The sequence below is a fragment of the Micromonospora zhanjiangensis genome, assembly GCF_042650605.1.
Classification (GTDB): domain Bacteria; phylum Actinomycetota; class Actinomycetes; order Mycobacteriales; family Micromonosporaceae; genus Micromonospora_J; species Micromonospora_J zhanjiangensis.
Genome location: NZ_JBHSBN010000002.1, coordinates 325146 through 346694, shown reverse-complemented (window position 1 = coordinate 346694; position 21549 = coordinate 325146). Strand labels below are relative to the sequence as shown.

Below are 21549 nucleotides of genomic sequence, written 5' to 3'. Positions count from 1 at the left end.
ATTTCGAGATTGTACTAGCACGAAGGCGGGTGCGGAAGCATGTACGCGCAGACCGGACGGACCACCGCCCACCGGGACCGGGGACGCATCGACTACCGGCGGGCGACCGCGCACGCGGTCCTGGACGAGGCCTACCACTGCACGCTCGGCTTCACCGTCGACGGCGAACCGCGCCTGCTGCCCACCCTGCACGTGCGCGTGGGCGACACTCTCTACCTGCACGGCTCGACCGGCAGCGGCCCGCTGCTGGCCGCCCGTACCCCGGCCGGGTTGCCGGTCTGTGTCGCGGTCACCCAGCTCGACGGGCTGGTCTACGCCCGGTCCTGGTTCCACCACAGCGCCAACTACCGCTCGGTGGTCGCGCACGGCACCGCCCACCTGGTCACCGACGAGGCCGAGAAGCACACCGTGCTGGCCGCGCTGATGGCGAAGGTCGGCGCGGGCCGGGCCGCCGACAGCCGGCCGCCCACCCGGGCCGAGCTGGCCCAGACCGCGGTGCTGGCGTTGCCGCTGTCCGAGGTGTCGGTCAGGGCCCGGGTCGGTGGCGTGGTCGAGGAGGACGCCGACCTGGCGCTGCCGCACTGGGCCGGGGTGCTGCCGCTGCGCCTGACGCCCGGCCTGCCGCAGCCGGCCGCCGGGGTCACCGCGCCGGTGCCGGACTACCTGCGGCCGGTCCGGTCGCCGTGGCTGACCGCCGCCCCGCTGCGCGGCGACCACGTGATCCTGGAGCCGCTCGACCCGGCACACGCCGACGGGTTGTACGCCGCCACCGCCGACCCGGAGGTGTGGCGGCACCTCGGCACGGCCCGGCCGGCCGACCGGGCGGGCACCGTCGAGGTGATCGCCGCCGCGCTGCGCGCCCAGGAGCGCGGCGAGCGGGTGCCCTGGGTGCAGCGCAGCGCCGCCACCGGGGAGGTGATCGGCTCCACCTCGTTCTACGAGATCGACCCCGACCGCCGGACGGTCGCCATCGGCTACACCTTCCTCGGCCGGCCGTGGTGGCGGACCGGGGTGAACACCGAGGCGAAGCTGTTGCTGCTCACCCGGGCCTTCGACGAGTTGGACGCGGTCCGGGTGGTGTGGCACACCGACGCCCGCAACGAGCGCTCGCAGCGGGCCATCGAACGGCTCGGCGCCCGGCGGGAGGGGGTGCTGCGGATGCACCGGCAGCGCCCGGACGGCTCCTGGCGGGACACCGTGCAGTACGCGATGACCGTCGACGACTGGCCGGCCGCCCGACGGCACCTACGCGACCGGCTCCGCCCGGCGTCCGCCCGGCCCTGATCACCGGTCCGGGGGCGGCACGGGGCGCCCCCGGGCCGGGGACCGGCGCGACGCCCCGCCCGTCCGGCGACGGACCGGCCGGTCCGTTCGGCGGGCCCGCGCTCAGGTGCCGTCACCGCCGCCCCCGCTGGCGCCGCCACTGCCTCCGCTGCCGGCGGTGAAGCCGGGGTCTACACCGTCCCGGGTGTGCTGGGGTGGCCGGCTGGCGTGCACCGACTCGGGGAAGTGCTGCCAGGTGTGGTACCGCGAGGCGGCCCAGGCGTGCCGTTCCACCGCATGCCGCAGCCACCCGTCGACGACGTGCTGCCAGTCCAGCCGGTCGGCGCCGGCGTGCGCCACCCGGAACCGGCTCAGGCTCAGGTGCCCGCCGCCGGACATGGCCAGCCGGCGGTCCGCCCAGCAGATCACGTCCAGCCCGGTCGGATCGGCCAGGAAGGTCAGCTCCAGCTCGCTGATCGGGCCGGCGTACAGCGGGGCCACCCAGTAGCCGATCATCTGGTGGAAGGAGAACTCCTGCCGTACGCCGGGCAGCCGGCCGGCCCGCAGCGCTGCCGCCCGGAGCTGGAAGCCGAGCCCGTCCAGGGTGGTCAGGATCCCGTCCTGGGCGGGCAGCGGGTGGACGATCACCGGCCGCAGGTCGTCCCGCTCCACGGCCGCGTCGACCAGCACCTCGGTGCGCAGCGCCAGCCGCAGGGCCAGCGGCACCACCCCGGCCAGCACGGTCACCGGGGTCTGCCAGGGCAGCGGCGCGGCGAACGGGATCACCCGCCGCTCGCCCGCCGCGAGCAGGAACGGCCCGGCCACCGGGACCCGGTGGAACTCCACAAGCGACTGGCCGCCGTCGGCGCCCTCGACCTTCGCCACCAGACCGACCCGGACGCCGTCGATCCGTACCTCGCCCAGGTTGGCGGTCACCGTCACCCGGCCCGGCAGCCGCAGGCCGGGTCGGGTGCTCGGGTTGGGCAGGTCGGTCTGCACCGACAGCCCCGGCAGCCCGGCAGCCGGTCCCCCGAACATCACCGCCGCCCCCTCCGCCTCGTGCGTCCGCCCGCCGCGCGGGACGGGCCGACGCGCCCGCTCAGCGCATCCGCCGCCCGCGGGGCACCGGATCCGTCTCGTCGTCGAACTCGCCGATGACCTCCTCCAGCAGATCCTCCAGCGCCACGAATCCGACCGGTCGGCTCGGCCCGCCCCGGCCGGTCACCATCGCCAGTTGCGCGCGTTCGGCCCGCATCGCGGCCACCGCCTCGGTCACCGTCGCGGTCGCGGCCAGCGCGAACGGCGGGGACATCAGGTCGCCCGCGGTCGCGGCGCGGCCCGTCGTGGTCGCCCGCACCGCTTCCCGTACGTGCACCACGCCGCAGACCTCACCCGGCCGGCCGAGGACGGCCAGCCGGGACCGCCCGCTGTCCCGGGACACCCGCTCGATCCGGGTCGCGTCGTCGTCCCGGTGCACGGTGACGATCCGGTCCACCGGTTCCATCACCTGGGCCACCGTGGTGCCCTGCAGTTCGAGCATGCTGGTCAGCAGCTCGTGCTGGGCGGCGCCGAGGGTGCCCTCCTCGCGGGACCGTTCCAGCAGCATCCGCAGCTCGTCCGGGCCGTGCACCTGGGCCAACTGGTCCTGCGGGTGGACCCGGACCAGCCGCAGCACCCCGTTGGCCAGCCCGTTGAGCAGGAACAGCAGCGGACGCGCGACCCGGGCGAAGGCGCGGAAGGGCAGGGCCAGCAGCCGGGCCGACCGTTCCGGTTCGGTGATCGCCCACGACTTCGGCGCCATCTCACCGACCACCAGGTGCAGGAAGGTCACCAACGCCAGGGCGAAGACCAGCGCGACGACGTGAACTGCGGAGGCCGGCAGGCCGACCGCGTGCAGCAGCGGCCCGACCAGCCCCTCGATCGCCGGTTCGGCGAGCGCGCCGAGGCCCAGCGTGCAGATCGTGATGCCGAGCTGCGCGCCGGCCAGCATCAACGACAGCTCCCGTACGCCGTCCAGCGCGGCCCGGCCGGCCCGGCTGCCGTCGGCGGCGGCCTGTTCCAACCGGTAGCGCTTGCTGGCCACCAGGGCGAACTCGGCCGCCACGAAGAATCCGTTCAAGGCGAGCAGCAGCACCGACAGCAGCAACGCCCAGCCCGTACTCACGCCGCACCTCCGGAGCGGTCGGCGGTGAGGACGGCGAGGCGGACCGAGCCGGCCACGTGCCGGTCGACGGCGAGCACCTCGACCAGGGCACGGGGCGGGTCGACGGGTGTGTCCGGGCCGGCCGGGCCGGCCGGGGCGGCCGGCAGGTCGATCTCCAATCGGTCACCCACCTCGGGCACCCGGCCCAGTTCGCGCATCACCAGGCCGCCCACGGTGTCGTACTCGGGGGCGTCGGGCAGCGTGATGCCGGTGCTGTCGGCGATCTCGTCGATCCGCCAGCGGGCCGGGACCACCCAGGAACCGTCGTCCTGCCGGGCCGGGACCGGCTCGGGCGGGTCGTCCTCGTCGCGGATCGGCCCGACCAGTTCCTCGGCGATGTCCTCCAGCGTGACGATGCCGGCGAAGCCGCCGTACTCGTCCACCACGCAGGCGAGCTGCCGGTGGCCGGCGCGCAGCCGGTCCAGCACGGTGGGCAGCGGCAACGTGTCGGGCACCAGCAACGGCGGTCCGGCGATCGCCGACACCGGGGTCACGGCCCGCTCGGCCGGCGGCACGGTCAGGACGTCGGCGATGCCGGCCACGCCGACCAGGTCGTCCAGGTCGGCGCCGCGCACCGGGAACCGGGAGTGCCCGGTGTCCAGCAGCTCGACCAGCCGGCTGACCGGATCGTCGGCCCGTACGGTGTGCACGTCCACCCGTGGCACCATCGCCTCGCCCGCGGTGAGTTCCCGGAAGTCGAGCCCGCGGTCCAGCAGGGCGGACATCTCGGCGTCGAGGTGTCCCTCCTGTCGGGACTCGGCGATGATCCGCTCCAGGTCCTCCGGGGTGGCACCGGCCGGCAGTTCCTCCACCGGTTCGATGCCGGCCCGGCGCAGCAGCCGGTTGGAGGCCAGGTCGAACAGCCGGATCACCGGGCCGGCGACGGCCAGGTAGACAAGCGTCGACCGGCTCAGCATCCGGGCCAGCGTCTCGGCCCGCGCGATGGCCAGGTTCTTCGGCGCGAGCTCACCGAGGACCATCTGGACGACGGTGGCCACGACCAGGGCCAGCGCCACCGACAGCGGCAGGCCGACCCCGACCGGTACGCCGCTCACGTCGAGCAGGCGGGCCAGCCCTTCGCCGAGGTACGGCTGGGCCAGGTAGCCGACCAGCAGGGCGGTGACGGTGATGCCGAGTTGCGCGCCGGAGAGCATGAAGGACAGCCGCCCGGTGACCCGCAGGGCTCGTTCGGCGGCGGCGTCCCCGTCGTCGGCGAGCTTGCGCAGGCGGCCCCGGTCGACGGCGACGTAACCGAATTCCTGGGCCACGAAGTAGCCGGTCGCCACGGTCAACAGGATGATCAGGGAGAGTCCGAGGACGATCAGCACGGGCGCCTCAGTGCTCCCCGTCGCGATGTCCGGTGCGTGCGGTGCCGGGCCCGACCCGGCCGGCTACAGCTGCCCTCCTGGGCAGTTGAGTCGATCATGGGGACCAGTTTATCGGGGCTTGCTGGGTGGCGGCTGAAAGTGCGGAAACGGGCCGTCGTCTCACCCGTCGCGGGTGAGACCCGGTCGGTCAGACCACCAGGTCGGGGCGGTCGAGTTCGCCGGCGACCTTGTTGATCAATTGCCGGGCGGCGGTGAGCGAACGCACCGGGACCAGTTGGCCGCGGCTCTCCCGGCGCAGCACGAAGTAGTGCACGGCGGCGCGCACCCGGGCCCGGTCGGCGGCGCTGGCCTGGGCGGTGGCCACCACCAGCTCCCGCAGACAGTGGGCCAGCCGCTCGGCCAGTTCGAGTTCGGGCCCTTGCAATCCTGCCCGCAATGCGGTCAGATGGCCGTCAACCTTGCGGATGAGTACGTCCCTGCCACGCTGAATTTGCTGTTCGACGATGGCCATCCGCCCCCCTCCGATCGTTGCAGCTTGTCGGAGAAATTACTTTATGTCGCACAACGCAAGCAAGCAGTTAAGTAAGACTTAACGTCTTTTCGACCCGTTACCGCTCGGCGGCGGGGCCGGACTTCGAGCGCCCTTAAGACGCCGGCCGGGACGTTGTCGTACCGGCCGGGCAGGATGGCAGCGTGGTCAGCGACAGCGCCGACGTGTTGGCGCGCTTCGGCACGGCGACCCGCGAGTGGTTCGCCGCGGCCTTCGCCACGCCCACCGACGCCCAGGCCGGCGCCTGGCAGGCCGTCGGCGCCGGCCGCAACGCCCTGGTGGTCGCGCCCACCGGCTCCGGCAAGACCCTGGCCGCGTTCCTCTGGTCGCTGGACCGGCTGGCCCGCGAGCCGCTGCCGACCGACCGGCAACGACGGTGCCGGGTGCTCTACGTCAGCCCGCTCAAGGCCCTCGCGGTCGACGTCGAACGCAACCTGCGCGCCCCGCTGACCGGCATCCGGCACGCGGCGTCCCGGCTGGGCCTGCCGCCGCCGGAGATCACCGTCGGGATGCGGACCGGGGACACTCCGGCCGACGAGCGGCGCGCCTTCGCCCGTACCCCGCCGGACATCCTGATCACCACCCCGGAGTCGCTGTTCCTGCTGCTCACCTCTGCCGCCAGGGATTCGCTGCGCGGCGTCGAGACGGTGATCGTGGACGAGGTGCACGCGGTGGCCGGCTCCAAACGCGGCGCCCACCTCGCCCTGTCGCTGGAACGGCTGGACGCGCTGCTGCCCCGGCCGGCCCAGCGGATCGGCCTGTCCGCCACGGTCCGGCCGATCGACGAGACCGCCCGGTTCCTCGGCGGCGCCCACCCGGTGACGGTGGTCCAACCCCGCACCGCCAAGACCATCGAGGTCAGCGTCGAGGTGCCGGTGGAGGACATGACCCGCCTCGACGAGCAGGACGACGCCCCGGCCGACGAACTCGGCGGACCGCCCCGCCGGGCGTCGATCTGGCCGGCCGTCGAGGAACGGGTGCACGAGCTGATCCGGACGCACCGGTCCACCATCGTGTTCACCAACTCCCGGCGCGCCGCCGAGCGGCTCTGCGCCCGGCTCAACGAGCTGGCCGCCGAGCGGGTCGGGGCGACACCGCCGCCCGACGGTGCCGGCGGGCGGCTGCCGGCGGAGATCATGGCGCAGTCCGGGGCGGCGGCCGGGGCGCCGCCGGTGATCGCCCGCGCCCACCACGGCAGCGTGTCCCGCGAGGAGCGCAAGCACATCGAGGAGGCGCTCAAGTCCGGTCAGTTGCCGGCCGTGGTCGCCACCTCCAGCCTGGAGCTGGGCATCGACATGGGCGCAGTCGACCTGGTGGTCCAGGTGGAGGCGCCGCCGAGCGTGGCCGCCGGCCTGCAACGGGTGGGTCGGGCCGGACACCAGGTCGGCGCGGTCTCCCGGGGCGTGGTGTTCCCGAAACACCGCGGCGACCTGCTGTCCTGCGCGGTGGTCTCGGAACGGATGGTGGACGGGGCGATCGAGGAACTGCGCTATCCGCGCAGCCCGTTGGACGTGCTGGCCCAGCAGATCGTGGCCATGGTCGCGCTCGACCGGTGGACCGTCGCCGACCTGGCCGCGCTGGTCCGCCGGGCCGCGCCGTTCGCCGAGTTGCCCGACTCGGCGCTGATCGCGGTGCTGGACATGCTCTCCGGGCGCTACCCGTCCACCGCATTCGCCGAGCTGCGTCCCCGACTGGTCTGGGACCGGGCCGCGGACCTGCTCACCGGCCGGCCCGGCGCGCAGCGGCTCGCCGTCACCAGCGGCGGCACCATCCCGGACCGGGGCATGTTCGGCGTCTTCCTGGCCGGCGCCGAACGGGCCGCCCGGGTCGGCGAACTCGACGAGGAGATGGTCTACGAGTCCCGGGTCGGTGACGTGTTCCTGCTCGGCTCGTCCTCCTGGCGGATCGAGGACATCACCCCGGACCGGGTGCTGGTCTCCCCGGCTCCCGGCCAGGCCGCCCGGATGCCGTTCTGGAAGGGCGACGCGCTGGGCCGGCCGGTCGAACTCGGCCGGGCCATCGGCGCCCGGTTGCGCACCCTGGTCCGGCAGGACGAGGACGCGGCGCGGGCCGGCCTGCGGGCCGGCGGGCTGGACGACTGGGCGGCCGGCAACCTGGTGGCCTATCTTCGCGAGCAGCGCGAGGCCACCCGGTCGGTGCCGGACGACCGGACGGTGGTGGTGGAGCGGTTCCGCGACGAGTTGGGCGACTGGCGGTTGGCCGTCCACTGTGTCCTCGGTGCCCGGGTGAACGGCCCATGGGCGCTGGCCGTCGGCCGCCGGCTGGCCGAGCGGTACGGGGTGGACGCCCAGGTGATGCCCTCCGACGACGGCATCGTGGTGCGGCTGCCGGACACCGCCGACGAACCACCCGGCGCGGACCTGGTGGCCTTCGACCCGGACGAGATCGGCCAGCTGGTCGAGGAGTCGGTGGGCGGCTCGGCCATGTTCGCGGCCCGGTTCCGGGAGTGCGCGGCCCGCGCGCTGCTGCTGCCCCGCCGCGACCCGCGCCGCCGGCAACCGCTGTGGCAACAGCGCCAACGGGCCGCTCAACTGCTCGACGTGGCCCGGGAGTACGCGGACTTCCCGATCACCCTGGAGGCGGCCCGGGAGTGCCTCCAGGACGTCTTCGACCTGCCGGGGTTACGCGAGCTGATGCGCGACCTGGCCGGCCGGCGGATCCGGCTGGTCGAGGTGGAGACCGGCCGGCCGTCGCCGTTCGCCCGCTCGCTGCTCTTCGGGTACGTCGGCGCGTTCTTCCACGAGGGCGACGCGCCGCTGGCCGAACGGCGGGCCGCGGCGTTGGCGCTGGACTCGGCGCTGCTCGGCGAGCTGCTGGGCCGGGTCGACCTGCGGGAGCTGCTGGAGCCGGCGGTGGTGGACGAGACCGCCCGCCGGTTGCAGTGGCTCACCGGCGACCGTCGGCCGCGCGACGCCGAGGACACCGTCGAGCTGCTCCGGCTGCTCGGCGACCTGTCCGAGGCCGAGCTGGCCGAGCGCGGCTCGGCGCCGGAGTGGCTCGCCGGGCTGGCCGAGGCGCGCCGGATCCTGCCGGTCCGGGTCGCTGGGCAGGAGCGCTGGATCGACGTGGCCGACGCCGGCCGCTACCGGGACGCGCTCGGGGTGGCGCTGCCGGTCGGGGTGGCCCAGGCGTACCTGGAACCGGTGGCCGATCCGCTCGGTGACCTGGTCGCCCGGTACGCCCGCACGCACGGCCCGTTCCCGGCGGCCACCTGCGCGGCCCGGTTCGGCCTCGGTGTCTTCGTCGTCGAGCAGGCACTGCGCCGGCTGGCCGGCACCGGGCGGATCGTCTCCGGCGAGTTCTCCCCCGACGGGGTCGGCATGCAGTGGTGCGACGCCGAGGTGCTGCGGCTGCTGCGCCGCCGGTCTCTCGCCGCCCTGCGCCGGGAGATCGAACCGGCGCCGCCCCGGGCGCTGGCGACCTTCCTGCCCCGCTGGCAGCACCTGAACTCGACCCACCGGGGCGTCGAGGCGGTGGCCGCCGCCGTCGAGCAGTTGCAGGGCGCCGCTGTGCCGGCGTCCGCCCTGGAGCGGCTGGTGCTGCCCGGCCGGGTGGCCGACTACTCCCCGGCCTATCTGGACGAACTCTGCGCCAGCGGCGAGGTGTTGTGGGCCGGGTCCGGTGCCATCGGCAGTGGCGACGGCTGGGTGACGCTGGCCTACGCCGACACCGCGCCGCTGCTGCTCCCGCCGCCGGACGAGGCGCTGGCCCGTACGCCGCTGCACGACGCGATCCTGGACGCGCTCGGCGGCGGGCAGGCGCTGTTCTTCCGGTCGCTGTCCGACCGGGTCGGGTCCACCGACGACGCGGCGCTGGTCGGCGCCCTGTGGGACCTGGTCTGGGCGGGCTGGCTGACCAACGACACGCTCGCCCCGCTGCGGGCCGTGCTCGGCGGCGGAGGCGCGCACCGGGCCAGAGCCACCGCCGCGCCGCGCACCCGCTACCGCCGGCCGGGCCGGGCCGCCCTGCCCAGCCGGACCGGCCCGCCGACCGTGGCCGGCCGGTGGTCCCGGCTGCCCGACCGGGACACCGATCCGACCCGCCGGGCCGCCGCGCTCGCCGATGTCCTGCTCGAACGGCACGGCGTGGTGACCCGGGGCGCCGTCGCCGCCGAGGGTGTCACCGGCGGCTTCGCGGCGGTGTACCCGGTGCTGTCGGCGCTGGAGGAACGCGGCGCGGCGCGGCGCGGCTACTTCGTCGAGGGACTCGGCGCGGCCCAGTTCGCCGTGCCCGGGGCGGTGGACCGGCTGCGCGCCCTGGCGGACGCGGACCCGACCGGCCGGCGGTCCGGCGGTACGGCTCTCGTGCTCGCGGCCACCGACCCGGCCAACCCGTACGGCGCGGCGCTGCCCTGGCCGGAACGGGTGGTCGACTCCGGCGACGGGCAGGCCGTCCCCGGCGCGGGTCGGGGGACGCCCGGCGAAGGACGGACGACGACGGGAGCGGGCTCGACCGCCTCGGGCTCGACCGCCTCGGGCGACGGGCGGGCCACCGCGGCCACCGGGCACCGGGCCGGCCGGAAGGCGGGCGCGCTGGTGGTCCTGGTCGACGGCGACCTGGCCCTGTACGTCGAGCGCGGCGGCCGGACGCTGCTGTCCTTCGTGGACGACCAGGACACGCTCGGGGCGGCCGCCAAGGCCCTCGCGGACGCGGTGCACTCCGGCGCGCTGGGCGCCCTGTCGGTGGAGCGGGCCGACGGGGAGTCGGTGCGCTCGTCCCCGCTGCGCGACGCGCTCACCGCCGCCGGATTCCGGACCACCCCCCGCGGCCTGCGCCTACGCGGCTGACCCGACCCGGCCACTCCCCGATTCCACCCCCGCAGATCGAAAGTCAAAGGGTCGCCTCCCGTGACGACGCCCGCCGCCGCCAGCGCTTTCTCGACGGGTACGTTCAGGCATCCTGGTGGAATGGAGGATCCGAGGCTGGCCGCGGAGCTCGTCGAGCGGATGGACCGTGACCAGGAGGCCCGCGCCGCGGTCGGCGCCCACCCGTCGGACGAGTCGGCCTTGGCCCGGGTCCGGGCCGTCGACGAGGAGAACACCGCCTGGCTGAGGGCTGTCGTCGAGCGGAGCGGCTGGCCGCACCGCAGCGCGGTGGGCGCCGAGGCGGCCGGCGCCGCCTGGCTGCTGGCCCAGCACGCCGACCAGGACCCGGAATTCCAGCGCCGCTGCCGGTCGCTGCTCGACCACGCGGTACGTGCCGGCGAGGCGGACCCGGCGCACCTGGCCTACCTCACCGACCGGGTCCGCCGGGCCGCCGGCGAGCCCCAGCTCTACGGCACCCAGTTCTGGCACGGGCCGGACGGACGCGGACCGCTCGTCGTACAACCGGTCGAGGACCCCGCCCGGCTCGACGAACGGCGCCGGGCCGTCGGCCTCGGGCCGTTCGCCGAGTACGAGGAGGCGATGCGCCGACAGGACGCCGATCCCCCCACGCCGGATTGAGGTGGGCCGGTCGCACCGGCGCCGAAGTGGGCTATGCGTTTCGGCTTCACATCATCTTTGTTGTACGCACTACGTCTTTGGTGTAGGCCGAAAACCGACACCGCCGGCCGCGCGACCCCGTCGGCGCACGGGCGCGCGGGCGCGCGGCGGCGGTCAGAGATGCGGGGCGACCTCCGCGGCGATGAGGTCCAGGTGGTCCAGGTCGGCCAGGTCGAGCACCTGGAGGAAGAACCGGGAAACGCCGTGCTCGACGTACGCCTGCAACTGCTCGACGATCTCGCCCGGCGTACCGGCCACGCCACCGTTCGCGCGCAGGTCGTCGACGTCCCGGCCGATGGCGTCGGCCCGGCGGCGCACCTGCGCGTCGTCGCGTCCACACGCCACGGTCAGCGCGGCGGACAGCACCAGCGGGTCCTTGCCGTACGCCGCCCGGTCGACCTGTTCGGCGGCCCGCAGCACGGTCGGGAAGGAGCGTGCCGCGTCGGCCGGTGTCCCGAACGGCAGGTTGTACTCGTCGGCGAACCGGGCGGCCAGCGCGGGCGTCCGCTTCAGGCCCTTGCCGCCGACGATGACCGGCGGCCCGCTCGGGCGGACCGGCTTGGGCAACGCCGGCGAGTCCTCGACCCGGTAGTGCTTCCCGGCGAAGCTGAACGTCTCGCCGACCGGGGTGGCCCACAGCCCGGTGATCACCTCCAACTGCTCGGTGAGCCGGTCGAACCGCTCCCCCAGCGGCGGGAACGGGATGCCGTACGCCCGGTGCTCGGCCTCGAACCAGCCGGTGCCCAGACCCAGTTCGACCCGTCCACCGCTCATCTCGTCCACCTGCGCGACGCCGATGGCCAGCGGTCCGGGCAGCCGGAAGGTGGCCGACGTGACCAGCGTGCCGAGCCGGATCCGGTCGGTCTGCACGGCGAGCGCCGCCAGCGTCAGCCAGGCGTCGGTGGGACCGGGCAGGCCATCGCCGCCCATGGTCAGATAATGGTCCGAGCGGAAGAAGCCGTCGAAACCGCATTCCTCGGTGTGCCGGGCCACCCGCAGCAGGTCCGCGTGGGACGCGCCCTGCTGAGGTTCGGTGAAGACGCAAAGCCGCATCCGATCACTCTGCCAGGTCGACGGGGAAGGTGACCACACGATGCGACCGGTACGCGTACGACCGGCGGAGCCGGCCGACCGGGCGGCGGTCGACGCGCTGCACGACCGGGAGTGGGGCGGCCCGGAGGTGGTCGTCCACGGCGACCGGTACGACCTGCGCGTCCTGCCCACCCTGGTCGCGGTCGCCACCGGCCGGGTCGAGGGTGCTCTGGTATGGCACGTCGCGGGCGACTCGCTGGAGGTGGTGAGCCTGGTCGCCCGACAACCGGGCGGCGGCGCCGGTCTGGCGCTGCTGAGGGCCGCCGCGACCGTCGGCCGGGACCGGCGGTTGGGTCGGCTCTGGCTGGTCACCACGAACGACAACCTGCCGGCGTTGCGCTTCTACCAACGCCGTGGCCTGCGTATCGTCGAGGTTCGGCCGGGCGCGGTCGACCTGGCCCGGCGGCTGAAGCCGAACATCCCCACCGTCGGGCTGGACGGCATTCCGCTGCACGACGAACTGGTCCTCGAGCAACGCCTGGATGGCGGGCGCTAACGTTCCGGGCATGGCCGGTTACCCCTGGATCAGTCTCACCACCGACTACGGACTCTCCGACGGCTTCGTCGCCGCGTGCCACGGGGTGATCGCCCGGTTGGCGCCCGCCGTCCGGGTGATCGACGTGACACACCTGGTCAAACCCGCAGACGTACCCCGCGGTGCGGCCGTGCTGGCGCAGACCGTCGGGCAGCTGCCCCCGGCCGTACACGTGGGGGTGGTCGACCCGGGGGTGGGCACGGCCCGCCGCGGCATCGCGCTGAGCACCCCGAACGGCCTGCTGGTCGGCCCGGACAACGGGCTGCTGATCTGGGCCGCGACCGCGCTCGGCGGGGTGACCGGCGCGGTCGAGCTGGCCAATCCGGACTGGTTCGCGGCGGACGTCTCCCGCACGTTCCACGGCCGGGACGTCTTCGCCCCGGTGGCCGCCCGGCTCGCGCTGGGCGCGCCGCTGACCGACGCGGGGCCCGAGGTGGATCCGCAGGGCCTGGTCCGGCTGCCGGACCCGGTGGTCGCGGTCGGCGCGGGCTGGCTGGAGGCCGAGGTGCTCACCATCGACCGGTTCGGCAACGTGCAGCTCGCCGCGCCGGCCAGCGCGCTGGCCGCGCTGGCCCGGCGGGTCACGGTGGCCGACACCCCCGCCGTCCGCGGCGAGACCTTCGGCGAGGTGCCCCCCGGCGGGTTGGTCGTGTACGGCGATTCGGCCGACCGGGTGGCCGTCGCGGTGAACGGCGGTCGGGCCGCCGTCGTGCTCTCCGTGACCCCGGGCGACGTGCTGCGGGTGGTGGACGCCGAATGAGCACTTCCCAGCATGTGCCGCAACCGCCGCGGGCGGGTCCGGTGTGGAATGCTGGGCCGGTGGCGCAACCCCCCGTCGATACCGAAATCTGTCCCTGCTGCGGTTACCGGACCGGTGGCGTCGGCACCTGCCCGGTGTGTTTCTGGACCAACGACGGCCAGAGCGACGCGGACGCCGACGCGGTGTACGGCGGCCCGAACGGCGACCTGAGCCTGTCGCACGCCCGGCTCAACTTCGAGGTCTACGGCGCGAGTCATCCGCGCTACCAGGACGCCGTCCGCGCACCCCGGGCCGACGAACGCCCCTGACCTGCCGCCGAGCCGCCGACCGGCGCCGACCGGCGCTGGCTGCGGCGGCGGGCCGGCCGGGGTGAGCGGGCCGGCGTCCCGGCGGGGTGTCGACCGCTGCGGCAGGATGGGTACGTGCCCGAAGGCGACACCGTCTGGAACACGGCCCGCGTGCTGCACCGCGCGCTGGCCGGTGGGCGACTGACCGGCTCCGACTTCCGGGTGCCGCGGTTGGCCGCCGTCGATCTGACCGGCGCGACCGTGCTGGAGTCCGCCAGCCGGGGCAAGCACCTGCTGCTGCGGCTACGGGAGGCCGACGGCGTACGGCGCACGACCCTGCACTCGCACCTGCGGATGGACGGCGCCTGGCGGGCGTACGCGCCGGGGCAGCGGTGGACTGGCCGCCCGGCGCACCTGATCCGGGTGGTGCTGCGGACCGCCGAGGCGGTGGCCGTCGGGTACCACCTGCACGACGTCGAGCTGTTGCCCACCGCCGAGGAGGAGCGGCTCACCGGCCATCTCGGCCCGGACCTGCTCGGCCCGGACTGGGATCCGGCCGAGGCGGTCCGGCGACTGGCCGCCGACCCGGAGCGGGACATCGCCGGGGCGTTGCTGGACCAGCGCAACCTGGCCGGGGTGGGCAACCTCTACAAGTGCGAGGTGCTGTTCCTGCGCGGGGTCTCACCGTGGCGGCCAGTGGGCCGGGTGCCGGACCTGCCCGGCGTGGTGGCCCTGGCGCACCGGCTGCTGGCCGCCAACCGGGGCCGGTGGACCCAGGCCACCACCGGCTCGCTCCGGCGCGGTGAGACCAGCTACGTGTACGGCCGGCGGGCCCAGCCCTGCCGGCGCTGCGGGACGGCGATCCAGCGCCGGGAGGAACCGGGCGAGCGGGTCACCTACTGGTGCCCGCGCTGCCAGCCGGACTGACCGGCCGCCCGACCAGCACCGCCGGTTCAGGGCCGGCCGCCCGGCGGGCGCCACCGTTTCAGGGCCGGCCGCCCGGCGGGCCGCGGGCTCAGCGCCGGCCGGGTCAGGGTCGGGTGGGTCAGGGTCGGGCGGGTCAAGGTCGGGCGCGCAGCGGGTCGGCGGGCGTGCGCAACTCGGCGAGCCCGTCGGCCACGCCACGGAGGAAGTCGGTCGCCTCGGTGAGCGGATGCACCGAGGGGTGCTCGGCGCCAGCCCGGCCGTCCTCGGCGACGTACCCGGCCGCGGCGGTCACCAGTCGTTCATAGGCGCCGACGCCGCCGTCGAGCTGCTCGACCAGGGTCCGGTGCGCGGCGGCCAGGGCGGACCGGGAGTCCGCCGGGGCGATCCGGAGCGCCCGTTCCACGCCGGCCACCCGGTGCGCCAGGTCGCGCAGTGAACGCTCGGCCACCGTGGCCTCCAGCACGGCCGGATCGGCCGGGCCGGTCAGCCGGGCGGCCAGCCCGGTCAGCGCCGCCGAGGCGGCGTCCAGCCGCGCCCACGGTCCGGCCGCGGCGGTACCCCGCAGCGCCAGCCGGGCCCGCTGCCGGCGTACCTCGGCCAGGGCGCCCCGGCCGGCCGGAACGGTCTCCACCGCGGCGACCAACCGCGCCCGGGCCCGCTGGCCGGCCAGGGCGGGATCGGCCGCCGGCGGTTCCGGACGCGCGGCCAGCGCCCGCAGGTCGGACCAGCGCCACAGCGCCAGCGCGGCCGACCCGCCGGCCGCCGCCGCCCAGAACGCGTCCGGCAGACCCAGCCCGGCGTACGGGGTGAGGACGGCCGTGGCCCCGCCGAGCGTGCCGGCCAGTACGGTCCACCGCCGGGCAGCGCGCCGCAGGCGCCGCAGCCGCCGGTGGTGGCGGGCTCGAAGGTCTGCCATCCGTCCTCCCGTTCCGACCGGTCAGCCGGCCGCGCTGGCGTCCCCGCCGGCCGACTTGTCCTTCGCCAGACTCGCCCGGATCTCGTCCAGCCGGGCGACGCTCGCGCTGTCGGCGGACGACGCCGCCCGCTCCACCGCCGGCTGCGACGGCGCGGCGCCGAGCTTCTCCCCCGCCATGCTGGACCGGATCTGCTCCAGCCGGGACGAGCCGGCCATGTCCAGGGTCGACTTCTGGATCTCCAGCATCCGGCCCTCGACCGAGTTGCCGGCCAGTTCCGCCCGGCCCATCGCGGTGGCGTACCGGCGTTCGATCTTCTCGCGTACCTCGTCCAGCGACGGTGTGTTGCCCGGCGCGGCCAGTGACGACATCGACTCCAGCGAACGGGCGACGCTCTCCTGCATCTTGGCCTGTTCGAGCTGGCTGAGCAGCTTGGAGCGCTCGGCCAGCTTCTGCTGCAGGATCATCGAGTTGTTCTCGACCGCCTGCCGGGCCTGGGCGGCGGCGCCCAACGCCTGGTCGTGCAGCGTCTTGAGGTCCTCGGTCGACTGCTCGGCCGCGACCAGCTGGGTGGCCAGGGTCTGCGCGCTCTGCTCGTACTTCTGGGCCTCGGCCTCGTCGCCCGCGGCGCGCGCCCGGTCGGCCAGCACCAGCCCCTGCCGGGCCATCGACTGGAGGCGCTCGACCTCGGACATCTGCCGGGACAGCCGCATCTCCAGTTGGCGCTGGTTGCCGATCACGGCGGCGGCCTGCTGGACGAGCGCCTGGTGCTGACGCTGGGCGTCCTCGATGGCCTGCTGGATCTGCACCTTCGGATCGGCGTGTTCATCGATCTTGGCGCCGAACAACGCCATCATGTAGCGCCAGCCCTTGATGAACGGGTTCGCCATCTCCGCGTTTTCCCCTCAGTGTCATGACTCCGGTCGACCGCACCGGCGTACGCCCGCGAACCGGGCTGCCGCACGGCGGCGTCTCCATGGTCTCAGCCCGACGCCAGCGGCGGCATCGGACCTCCGGGGGGAGATACCGGGCGCGGTCCGTGGATCGACCCTACGCTGCGCACCGACCGGCAACCAGGGTTCGCCGGCCGGGCCGGCGGGCTGAGGGACCGGTCAGCCCACGCAGAGGGCGTCGCGGTCGAGATCCTGCGGGGTGGACCGGACCCGGCGGGTGGTGTGCAGGGTCGCCTTCAACGGGGAGTCCTGCCGGACCGACACGGAGACCGTGCCGTCCTCGGTCGCGATCCGCCGTACCCCGGCGGGGACCGCGCGGACCGTCCCGTCCGCCGCGGCGCCGACCCGCGCGGGGGCGTCGGTGGTGGTCGCGGCCTCGGCCGGTGCCGGCTCGGCGGCCGGCCGGTCCTGCACCGGCAGCAGCACGCCCGGGACCTGTTCGGCCAGTTGGACCGTGTCGCTCACCTCGCGCAGCAGCTCGGACAGGCGGGCGCCGAGGGCGTCGCAGATGGCGGCCAGCAGCTCGCTGGAGGCTTCCTTCTGGCCGCGTTCGATCTCGGAGAGATAGCCGAGGCTGACGTTGGCCGCGGAGGAGACCTCGCGCAGGGTGCGGTGCTGCCCCTGCCGGCGCGCGCGTAGTGCGTCACCGATCACCCGGCGTAGCAGGATCATCGCACCTCCCCAGACGCGGGACGCTTCCCGCGACGCCACCGCGGGCGGCGGCGCCACTGTCCGCGGCCGAAGCCGCGAGCTTTCCGCAACCGTACCCGCTGCGGGGCCCCGCGACATCCCACCCGCCCCGATGCGTATCACCGAATGCCGCCGTGGCCCGGCTACCGGCCGGGCGCGACCCGGTGGTGGGTGGGCACGCCGGGCAGGAGTTCGGTGAGCAACCGGAGCGCCCCCACCACGGCGCCGGACCGAATGGTCAGCCGGTCACCCGCCAGGTCCAACCGGCGCACCGCCGAGCCGGACGGTCCGACGGCGGCCACGTACACCGTGCCGACCGGCTTGTCGCCCTGCGGCTCCGGCCCGGCCACGCCGGTGGTCGCGACGCACCAGTCGGCGTCGCACCGCTGCCGGCCGCCCGCCGCCAGCGCGAGCGCCACGTCCGGATCGACCGGCCCGCGGGCGGCCAGCAGATCTTCCGGTACGCCGGCCAGGCGGGCCTTCAGCTCGGTGGCGTAGACCACCAGCCCGCCGCGGTAGACGCTGCTGACGCCGGCGATTTCCACGATCGTCGCGGCGACCAGCCCACCGGTGAGCGACTCGACGGTCGCGAGCGTCTCCGACCGCTCGACCAGCAGATGCACCACCCCGGCGGCCACCCGCCCCCGCACCCCGGCATCCCCGCTCATCCCCTCATCCTCCCGGTCGGTCGCTGGTGATCATGAAGTTGTCGCCACACCGGACGGCGTGTCGGGACAATAGCTTCATGATCGACAAGGGATCAGGGCGTGGGTGGGGGGCGGCGGAGGCGGAGGGCCTGGGCCACGTAGTCGAGGCCGGTGAGGACCGTCACGGCCACGGCGACGGCCATGAGCCACGGGGCGACCGCGGCGAGCGGGGGTGGGAAGGGGCAGAGGTACCAGACGATGGCGAGGATCTGCACCGCCGTCTTGATCTTGCCGCCCCGGCTGGCGGCGATCACCCCGTAACGGATCACCCAGAACCGGATCAGGGTGATCCCGAACTCACGGGCCAGGATCACCGCGGTCACCCACCAGGGCAGCCGGTCGTACCAGGAGAGCAGCACCAGCGCGGTGCCGGTCAGCGCCTTGTCGGCGATCGGGTCGGCGACCTTGCCGAACGACGTGACCAGGCCGTACCGGCGGGCGATCCACCCGTCGACCAGGTCGGTCACCGAGGCGAACGCGAAGATCACGGTGGCCACGGCCCGCCAACCCGGGTGGACCAGACCGGAGGCGATCAGCAGCAGCACGAAGACCGGCACCAGCACCAGCCGCAACGCGGTGAGCGCGTTGGCCGCGTTCACCACCGGCACCGGGGGGATCGTCGGCTCGGACACCGGATCAGCCCGTCCCGGTCGGTCGACGCCACCGGCCGGTACAGCGCTCGCCGGTACGGCACCGGCCGGTACGGCGCCAAGCACGCTCTCGCTCTGCTCCGTCATCGGTCACCTCGCTCCGCACCGTACGGTCGGCCCAGTCCGGATCACGCGGACGCCGAGATCATCTCGACCGGTACGGCGACGAGGTCGACGCCCTCCGTACCGGTCACCGTGGCCCGGACCAGATCGCCCGGGCGCAACGCGGTCAGGTCGACGCCACCGGTGGGCGGGGCGACCAGGGTGGTCGAACCGTCCACCTCGGGGGCCTGGTGTGCCGCCCGCCCCTCGACCACGCCGTCGTCCACCGAGTCGATCAGCACCTCCACGGTCGAGCCGAGTCGCTCCTCGGCCCGCTGCGAACACAACTCGTCGGCCAGCGCGCTGAGCTTGTCGTACCGCCGTTTCACGGTCGCGGCCGGCACCTTGCCGGAGAGGCCGACCGCCTCGGTGCCGTCCTCGTCGCTGTAGTCGAAGACGCCGATCGCGTCCAACCGGGCCGCCGACAGGAAGCGGACCAGCTCGTCGACGTCGGCGCGGGTCTCGCCCGGGAAGCCGACGATGAAGTTGCTCCGGGCACCGGCCTCCGGCGCCAGCTCGCGCGCGGCGGCCAGCAGCTCCAGGAACCGGGTGGTCGACCCGAACCGCCGCATCCGGCGCAGCACCGCCTCGCTGGAGTGCTGGAACGACAGGTCGAAGTAGGGCGCCACGCCCGGGGTGCCGGCGATCGCCTCGATCAGTCCGGGTCGGGTCTCCGCCGGCTGCAGGTAGCTGGCCCGCACCCGGACGATGCCGGGAACCGCGGCGAGCTGCGGCAGCAGCTTCTCCAGCAACCGGGGATCGCCGAGGTCCTTGCCGTACGAGGTCGAGTTCTCGCTGACCAGCACCAGCTCCCGGACGCCCGAGCGGGCCAGCCACTCCGCCTCGGCCAGCAGCTCGTCCGGGGTACGGGAGACGAACGCGCCGCGGAAGGCCGGGATGGCGCAGAAGGCGCACCGCCGGTCACAGCCACTAGCCAGCTTCAGCGAGGCCACCGGGCCGGAGTCCAACCGGCGGCGCAGCACCGGACGCAGGTGGGCCGGGGTGTGCTCGTCGGCGGCCGGCTCGGCGCGCACCGGGGTGGCGGGCGAGCCGTGACCGGGCAGCACGACCCCGCTGTCCCGCCGCGCGACGGGGGTGAGCGGCAACAGTTCGCGGCGGTCCCGCGGCACGTGCGACTCGATCTTCTCACCGGCGAGGACCGCGTCGAGCCGGGCCGAGATGTCCGGATAGGCGTCGAAGCCGAGCACCGCCTGCGCCTCGGGCAGGCTGCCGGCCAGTTCCCGGCCGTAGCGCTCGGCCATGCAGCCGGTCGCCACCACCTTGGCACCGGTGTCGGCGGCGGCCAGCAGCGTCTGGATCGAGTCCTGCTTCGCCTTCTCCACGAAGCCGCAGGTGTTGACCAGCACCACGTCGGCACCCTCGCCGTCCGTGGAGACCGCCCAGCCACCGGCGTGCAGACGGGCCGCCAACTCCTCCGAGTCGACCTCGTTACGGGCGCAGCCGAGGGTCAGCAGGGCGACCCGGCGGCCGTCGGGCGGGGAGGCAGGGGTGGCAGACACCATCCGAGGGTACCGGGCCGGCGCGGATGGCCCCGGTCCGGCCGCGATCAGGCCCGGGGCAGCGTCGCCCGGGCCAACCGGTCCAGCAGGGCCACCTCGGTACCGGCCAGACCCACCGAGCAGAAGACGGTGACCTGTTCCGGGCCGGTCCGCCCGGGCGTCGCACCGGCCAGCACCGCGCCCAGGTGCCGCAACCGGCCCGCGTGGCGGGGCTCGGCCGCGAGCATCGGCGGGTCGTACGCCAGCGCCTGGGCCGGCGAGTCGGTGGCCAGCACGTCCGCCCGGTCCAGCAGGTCGGGTCCGAACTCCGACCGGCCCACCTGCTTGAACCCGACCGCGTTGAGGTGGGTGCCCGGGGCCAGGTCCGCCGCCGAGAGGACCGGGGTACGACTCGTGGTGGCCAGCACCACCACGTCCCGGTCCCGGACGGCGGCCCGCGGATCGGCCACCGGCCACGCCGGTACGCCGAGTTCGGCGCGGACCCGCGCGGCGAACGCCTCCCGGCCGGCCGGCGTACGGCTGTGCACCGTGACCTCGCGCAGCGGGCGCACCGCGGCGGTCGCCCAGACCTGGGTCCAGGCCTGCCGGCCGGCGCCGAGCACGCCCAGCGTGCCGGCGTCCGGGCGGGCCAGCGCGTCGACCGCCGCCCCGCCGAGCGCCCCGGTACGCCGCGAACCGATCTCCTCGCCGACGGCGACCGCCCGGATCCGGCCCGTCCGGGCGTCGTGCAGGACGACCACCTGCTCGCCGTCCGGGTGGCCGAAGGTGTCGTAGGAGCGGAAGCCGTACCACTCGTCGGCGAGCTGGCCGGCGGTCATCACCAGCCGCCCGTCGCGCAGCGGCGCGGTCGCCCGGGGCGGGGCGACCAGCCGGCCGTCGTAGGCGGCGAGCAGCGCCTCGCGCATGGCCGCCACCGCGGTCGACCCGTCCAGCGCCGCGGCGACCTCGTCATCGGAGAAGACAACTGCCATCAGACAATGCTGCGGGTTGAAGTCCACTTCAGGTCAACGCGCGGTGGGCAAGGTCACCATGACGCCGGCCGGCGACCGATCGGGTGCCGGACCGGCGGTGCTACGGTCGGCGCTGGTGGTGCTTCCCTGGGGCCGTCGCGGACCGCGGGGAGCCATCCCGGACGAGTGCTGGCGTACCCGGTAAGGCCAAGACGCCCGCGTGACCCGCAGGACCCACTCGTCCCGGCCCCGGTGGCCCGGGCATTCCCGTCAAGAGGTGCACGATGGCCTGGCTCGCGTTGGTGATCTCCGGTCTGCTGGAGACCGTCTGGGCGATCGCCCTGGACCGCAGCGCCGGTTTCAGCCGGTGGCAGCCGTCCCTGGTCTTCCTGGTCGCCGCGCTGCTCAGCGTGCTCGGCCTGTCCTACGCGCTGCGCGAGATCCCGCTCGGCACCGGCTACGCGGTCTGGGTCGGCATCGGCGCGGTCGGTACGGCGCTGGTGGGCATGCTGGCCCTGCACGAGTCCGCCAGCCTGCCCCGGATCGCCTGCCTGTTCCTGGTGGTGGCCGGCGTGGTCGGACTGAAGATCTTCCACTGACCGGCGGTCGATCCG

20 protein-coding genes and 1 riboswitch are annotated in these 21549 nt (G+C 74.8%); of the genes, 8 read left to right on the top strand and 12 right to left on the bottom strand.

The features are described from left to right. Window positions 1–39: 39 nt before the first annotated feature. The gene (locus ACFOX0_RS04705) at window positions 40–1284 is read left to right on the top strand and encodes a bifunctional pyridoxamine 5'-phosphate oxidase family protein/GNAT family N-acetyltransferase (protein WP_377542247.1); all 1245 of its coding nucleotides are present in this window, start codon (window positions 40–42) and stop codon (window positions 1282–1284) included. Window positions 1285–1386: 102 nt separating this feature from the next. Here ACFOX0_RS04705 and ACFOX0_RS04700 read toward each other — a convergent pair whose 3' ends face one another. The 4 genes from ACFOX0_RS04700 to ACFOX0_RS04685 all read right to left on the bottom strand — a co-directional run bounded on the left by ACFOX0_RS04700 (window position 1387) and on the right by ACFOX0_RS04685 (window position 5305). Then, entirely contained in the window at window positions 1387–2301 is a 915-nt protein-coding gene (locus ACFOX0_RS04700; protein ID WP_377542245.1) for a sporulation protein, read from the bottom strand. Between the two features lie 61 nt (window positions 2302–2362). Then, complete coding sequence (locus ACFOX0_RS04695; RefSeq protein WP_377542244.1) at window positions 2363–3427, bottom strand: hemolysin family protein; 1065 nt, start codon at window positions 3425–3427, stop codon at window positions 2363–2365. Further along, the gene (locus ACFOX0_RS04690; protein ID WP_377542243.1) at window positions 3424–4794 is read right to left on the bottom strand and encodes a hemolysin family protein; all 1371 of its coding nucleotides are present in this window, start codon (window positions 4792–4794) and stop codon (window positions 3424–3426) included. The genes ACFOX0_RS04695 and ACFOX0_RS04690 overlap by 4 nt, the downstream gene beginning before the upstream one ends. A 187-nt stretch (window positions 4795–4981) precedes the next feature. Then, window positions 4982–5305, bottom strand: coding sequence for a hypothetical protein (locus tag ACFOX0_RS04685; protein ID WP_377542242.1), 324 nt, complete (start codon window positions 5303–5305; stop codon window positions 4982–4984). A 182-nt stretch (window positions 5306–5487) separates the two neighbouring features. Between ACFOX0_RS04685 and ACFOX0_RS04680 the strand changes: the two genes are divergently transcribed. Together ACFOX0_RS04680 and ACFOX0_RS04675 are read left to right on the top strand one after the other, a co-directional pair. After that, window positions 5488–10152: an ATP-dependent helicase gene (locus tag ACFOX0_RS04680; RefSeq protein WP_377542241.1), complete on the top strand. Its 4665-nt coding sequence runs from the start codon at window positions 5488–5490 to the stop codon at window positions 10150–10152. A gap of 120 nt (window positions 10153–10272) precedes the next feature. Then, a complete protein-coding gene (locus ACFOX0_RS04675) occupies window positions 10273–10809 on the top strand; it encodes a DUF6624 domain-containing protein (RefSeq protein ID WP_377542240.1) in 537 nt (178 codons plus the stop codon). Between the two features lie 153 nt (window positions 10810–10962). On the opposite strand, the gene ACFOX0_RS04670 is transcribed toward ACFOX0_RS04675, so the two are convergent. After that, on the bottom strand, window positions 10963–11901 hold the full coding sequence (locus ACFOX0_RS04670; protein WP_377542239.1) for an LLM class F420-dependent oxidoreductase: 939 nt from the start codon (window positions 11899–11901) through the stop codon (window positions 10963–10965). Window positions 11902–11941: 40 nt separating this feature from the next. Between ACFOX0_RS04670 and ACFOX0_RS04665 the strand changes: the two genes are divergently transcribed. The 4 genes from ACFOX0_RS04665 (at window position 11942) to ACFOX0_RS04650 (ending at window position 14449) form a co-directional block, all read left to right on the top strand. Further along, entirely contained in the window at window positions 11942–12436 is a 495-nt protein-coding gene (locus ACFOX0_RS04665) for a GNAT family N-acetyltransferase (protein WP_377542238.1), read from the top strand. A gap of 10 nt (window positions 12437–12446) precedes the next feature. Next, on the top strand, window positions 12447–13235 hold the full coding sequence (locus tag ACFOX0_RS04660) for an SAM hydrolase/SAM-dependent halogenase family protein (protein WP_377542237.1): 789 nt from the start codon (window positions 12447–12449) through the stop codon (window positions 13233–13235). A 59-nt stretch (window positions 13236–13294) separates the two neighbouring features. Further along, on the top strand, window positions 13295–13543 hold the full coding sequence (locus ACFOX0_RS04655; protein WP_377542236.1) for a CPCC family cysteine-rich protein: 249 nt from the start codon (window positions 13295–13297) through the stop codon (window positions 13541–13543). A 114-nt stretch (window positions 13544–13657) separates the two neighbouring features. Further along, window positions 13658–14449, top strand: coding sequence for a DNA-formamidopyrimidine glycosylase family protein (locus tag ACFOX0_RS04650; protein WP_377542235.1), 792 nt, complete (start codon window positions 13658–13660; stop codon window positions 14447–14449). A gap of 133 nt (window positions 14450–14582) precedes the next feature. Here ACFOX0_RS04650 and pspM read toward each other — a convergent pair whose 3' ends face one another. The 7 genes from pspM to ACFOX0_RS04615 all read right to left on the bottom strand — a co-directional run bounded on the left by pspM (window position 14583) and on the right by ACFOX0_RS04615 (window position 20956). After that, a complete protein-coding gene (pspM, locus tag ACFOX0_RS04645) occupies window positions 14583–15365 on the bottom strand; it encodes a phage shock envelope stress response protein PspM (protein ID WP_377542234.1) in 783 nt (260 codons plus the stop codon). 21 nt (window positions 15366–15386) lie between these two features. Then, window positions 15387–16253 carry a PspA/IM30 family protein gene (locus ACFOX0_RS04640; protein WP_377542233.1) on the bottom strand — a complete coding sequence of 289 codons (867 nt, stop codon included), beginning with the start codon at window positions 16251–16253 and terminating at the stop codon, window positions 15387–15389. A 222-nt stretch (window positions 16254–16475) separates the two neighbouring features. Further along, complete coding sequence (locus tag ACFOX0_RS04635; protein WP_377542232.1) at window positions 16476–16988, bottom strand: helix-turn-helix domain-containing protein; 513 nt, start codon at window positions 16986–16988, stop codon at window positions 16476–16478. Window positions 16989–17149: 161 nt separating this feature from the next. Further along, the gene (locus ACFOX0_RS04630; RefSeq protein ID WP_377542231.1) at window positions 17150–17674 is read right to left on the bottom strand and encodes a CinA family protein; all 525 of its coding nucleotides are present in this window, start codon (window positions 17672–17674) and stop codon (window positions 17150–17152) included. 92 nt (window positions 17675–17766) lie between these two features. Then, a complete protein-coding gene (pgsA, locus tag ACFOX0_RS04625) occupies window positions 17767–18450 on the bottom strand; it encodes a CDP-diacylglycerol--glycerol-3-phosphate 3-phosphatidyltransferase (RefSeq protein WP_377542230.1) in 684 nt (227 codons plus the stop codon). A gap of 41 nt (window positions 18451–18491) precedes the next feature. Continuing rightward, on the bottom strand, window positions 18492–19988 hold the full coding sequence (gene rimO / locus ACFOX0_RS04620; RefSeq protein WP_377542228.1) for a 30S ribosomal protein S12 methylthiotransferase RimO: 1497 nt from the start codon (window positions 19986–19988) through the stop codon (window positions 18492–18494). A 44-nt stretch (window positions 19989–20032) separates the two neighbouring features. Continuing rightward, window positions 20033–20956 carry an ornithine cyclodeaminase family protein gene (locus tag ACFOX0_RS04615; protein WP_377542227.1) on the bottom strand — a complete coding sequence of 308 codons (924 nt, stop codon included), beginning with the start codon at window positions 20954–20956 and terminating at the stop codon, window positions 20033–20035. Between the two features lie 134 nt (window positions 20957–21090). Further along, window positions 21091–21157, top strand: a riboswitch (guanidine-III (ykkC-III) riboswitch). 62 nt (window positions 21158–21219) lie between these two features. Here ACFOX0_RS04615 and ACFOX0_RS04610 point away from each other — a divergent pair. Then, window positions 21220–21534 carry a DMT family transporter gene (locus ACFOX0_RS04610; RefSeq protein ID WP_377542226.1) on the top strand — a complete coding sequence of 105 codons (315 nt, stop codon included), beginning with the start codon at window positions 21220–21222 and terminating at the stop codon, window positions 21532–21534. The last annotated feature ends 15 nt before the right edge of the window (window positions 21535–21549 follow it).

Coding starts and splice junctions, on each gene's coding strand:
- ACFOX0_RS04610 (WP_377542226.1), top strand. CDS start 21,220: ATGGCCTGGCTCGCGTTGGTGATCTCCGGTCTGCTGGAGACCGTCTGG.
- ACFOX0_RS04635 (WP_377542232.1), bottom strand. CDS start 16,988: ATGATCCTGCTACGCCGGGTGATCGGTGACGCACTACGCGCGCGCCGG.
- pspM (WP_377542234.1), bottom strand. CDS start 15,365: ATGGCAGACCTTCGAGCCCGCCACCACCGGCGGCTGCGGCGCCTGCGG.
- ACFOX0_RS04660 (WP_377542237.1), top strand. CDS start 12,447: ATGGCCGGTTACCCCTGGATCAGTCTCACCACCGACTACGGACTCTCC.
- ACFOX0_RS04615 (WP_377542227.1), bottom strand. CDS start 20,956: ATGGCAGTTGTCTTCTCCGATGACGAGGTCGCCGCGGCGCTGGACGGG.
- rimO (WP_377542228.1), bottom strand. CDS start 19,988: ATGGTGTCTGCCACCCCTGCCTCCCCGCCCGACGGCCGCCGGGTCGCC.
- ACFOX0_RS04670 (WP_377542239.1), bottom strand. CDS start 11,901: ATGCGGCTTTGCGTCTTCACCGAACCTCAGCAGGGCGCGTCCCACGCG.
- ACFOX0_RS04665 (WP_377542238.1), top strand. CDS start 11,942: ATGCGACCGGTACGCGTACGACCGGCGGAGCCGGCCGACCGGGCGGCG.
- ACFOX0_RS04685 (WP_377542242.1), bottom strand. CDS start 5,305: ATGGCCATCGTCGAACAGCAAATTCAGCGTGGCAGGGACGTACTCATC.
- ACFOX0_RS04705 (WP_377542247.1), top strand. CDS start 40: ATGTACGCGCAGACCGGACGGACCACCGCCCACCGGGACCGGGGACGC.
- ACFOX0_RS04630 (WP_377542231.1), bottom strand. CDS start 17,674: ATGAGCGGGGATGCCGGGGTGCGGGGGCGGGTGGCCGCCGGGGTGGTG.
- pgsA (WP_377542230.1), bottom strand. CDS start 18,450: ATGACGGAGCAGAGCGAGAGCGTGCTTGGCGCCGTACCGGCCGGTGCC.
- ACFOX0_RS04640 (WP_377542233.1), bottom strand. CDS start 16,253: ATGGCGAACCCGTTCATCAAGGGCTGGCGCTACATGATGGCGTTGTTC.
- ACFOX0_RS04675 (WP_377542240.1), top strand. CDS start 10,273: ATGGAGGATCCGAGGCTGGCCGCGGAGCTCGTCGAGCGGATGGACCGT.
- ACFOX0_RS04700 (WP_377542245.1), bottom strand. CDS start 2,301: ATGTTCGGGGGACCGGCTGCCGGGCTGCCGGGGCTGTCGGTGCAGACC.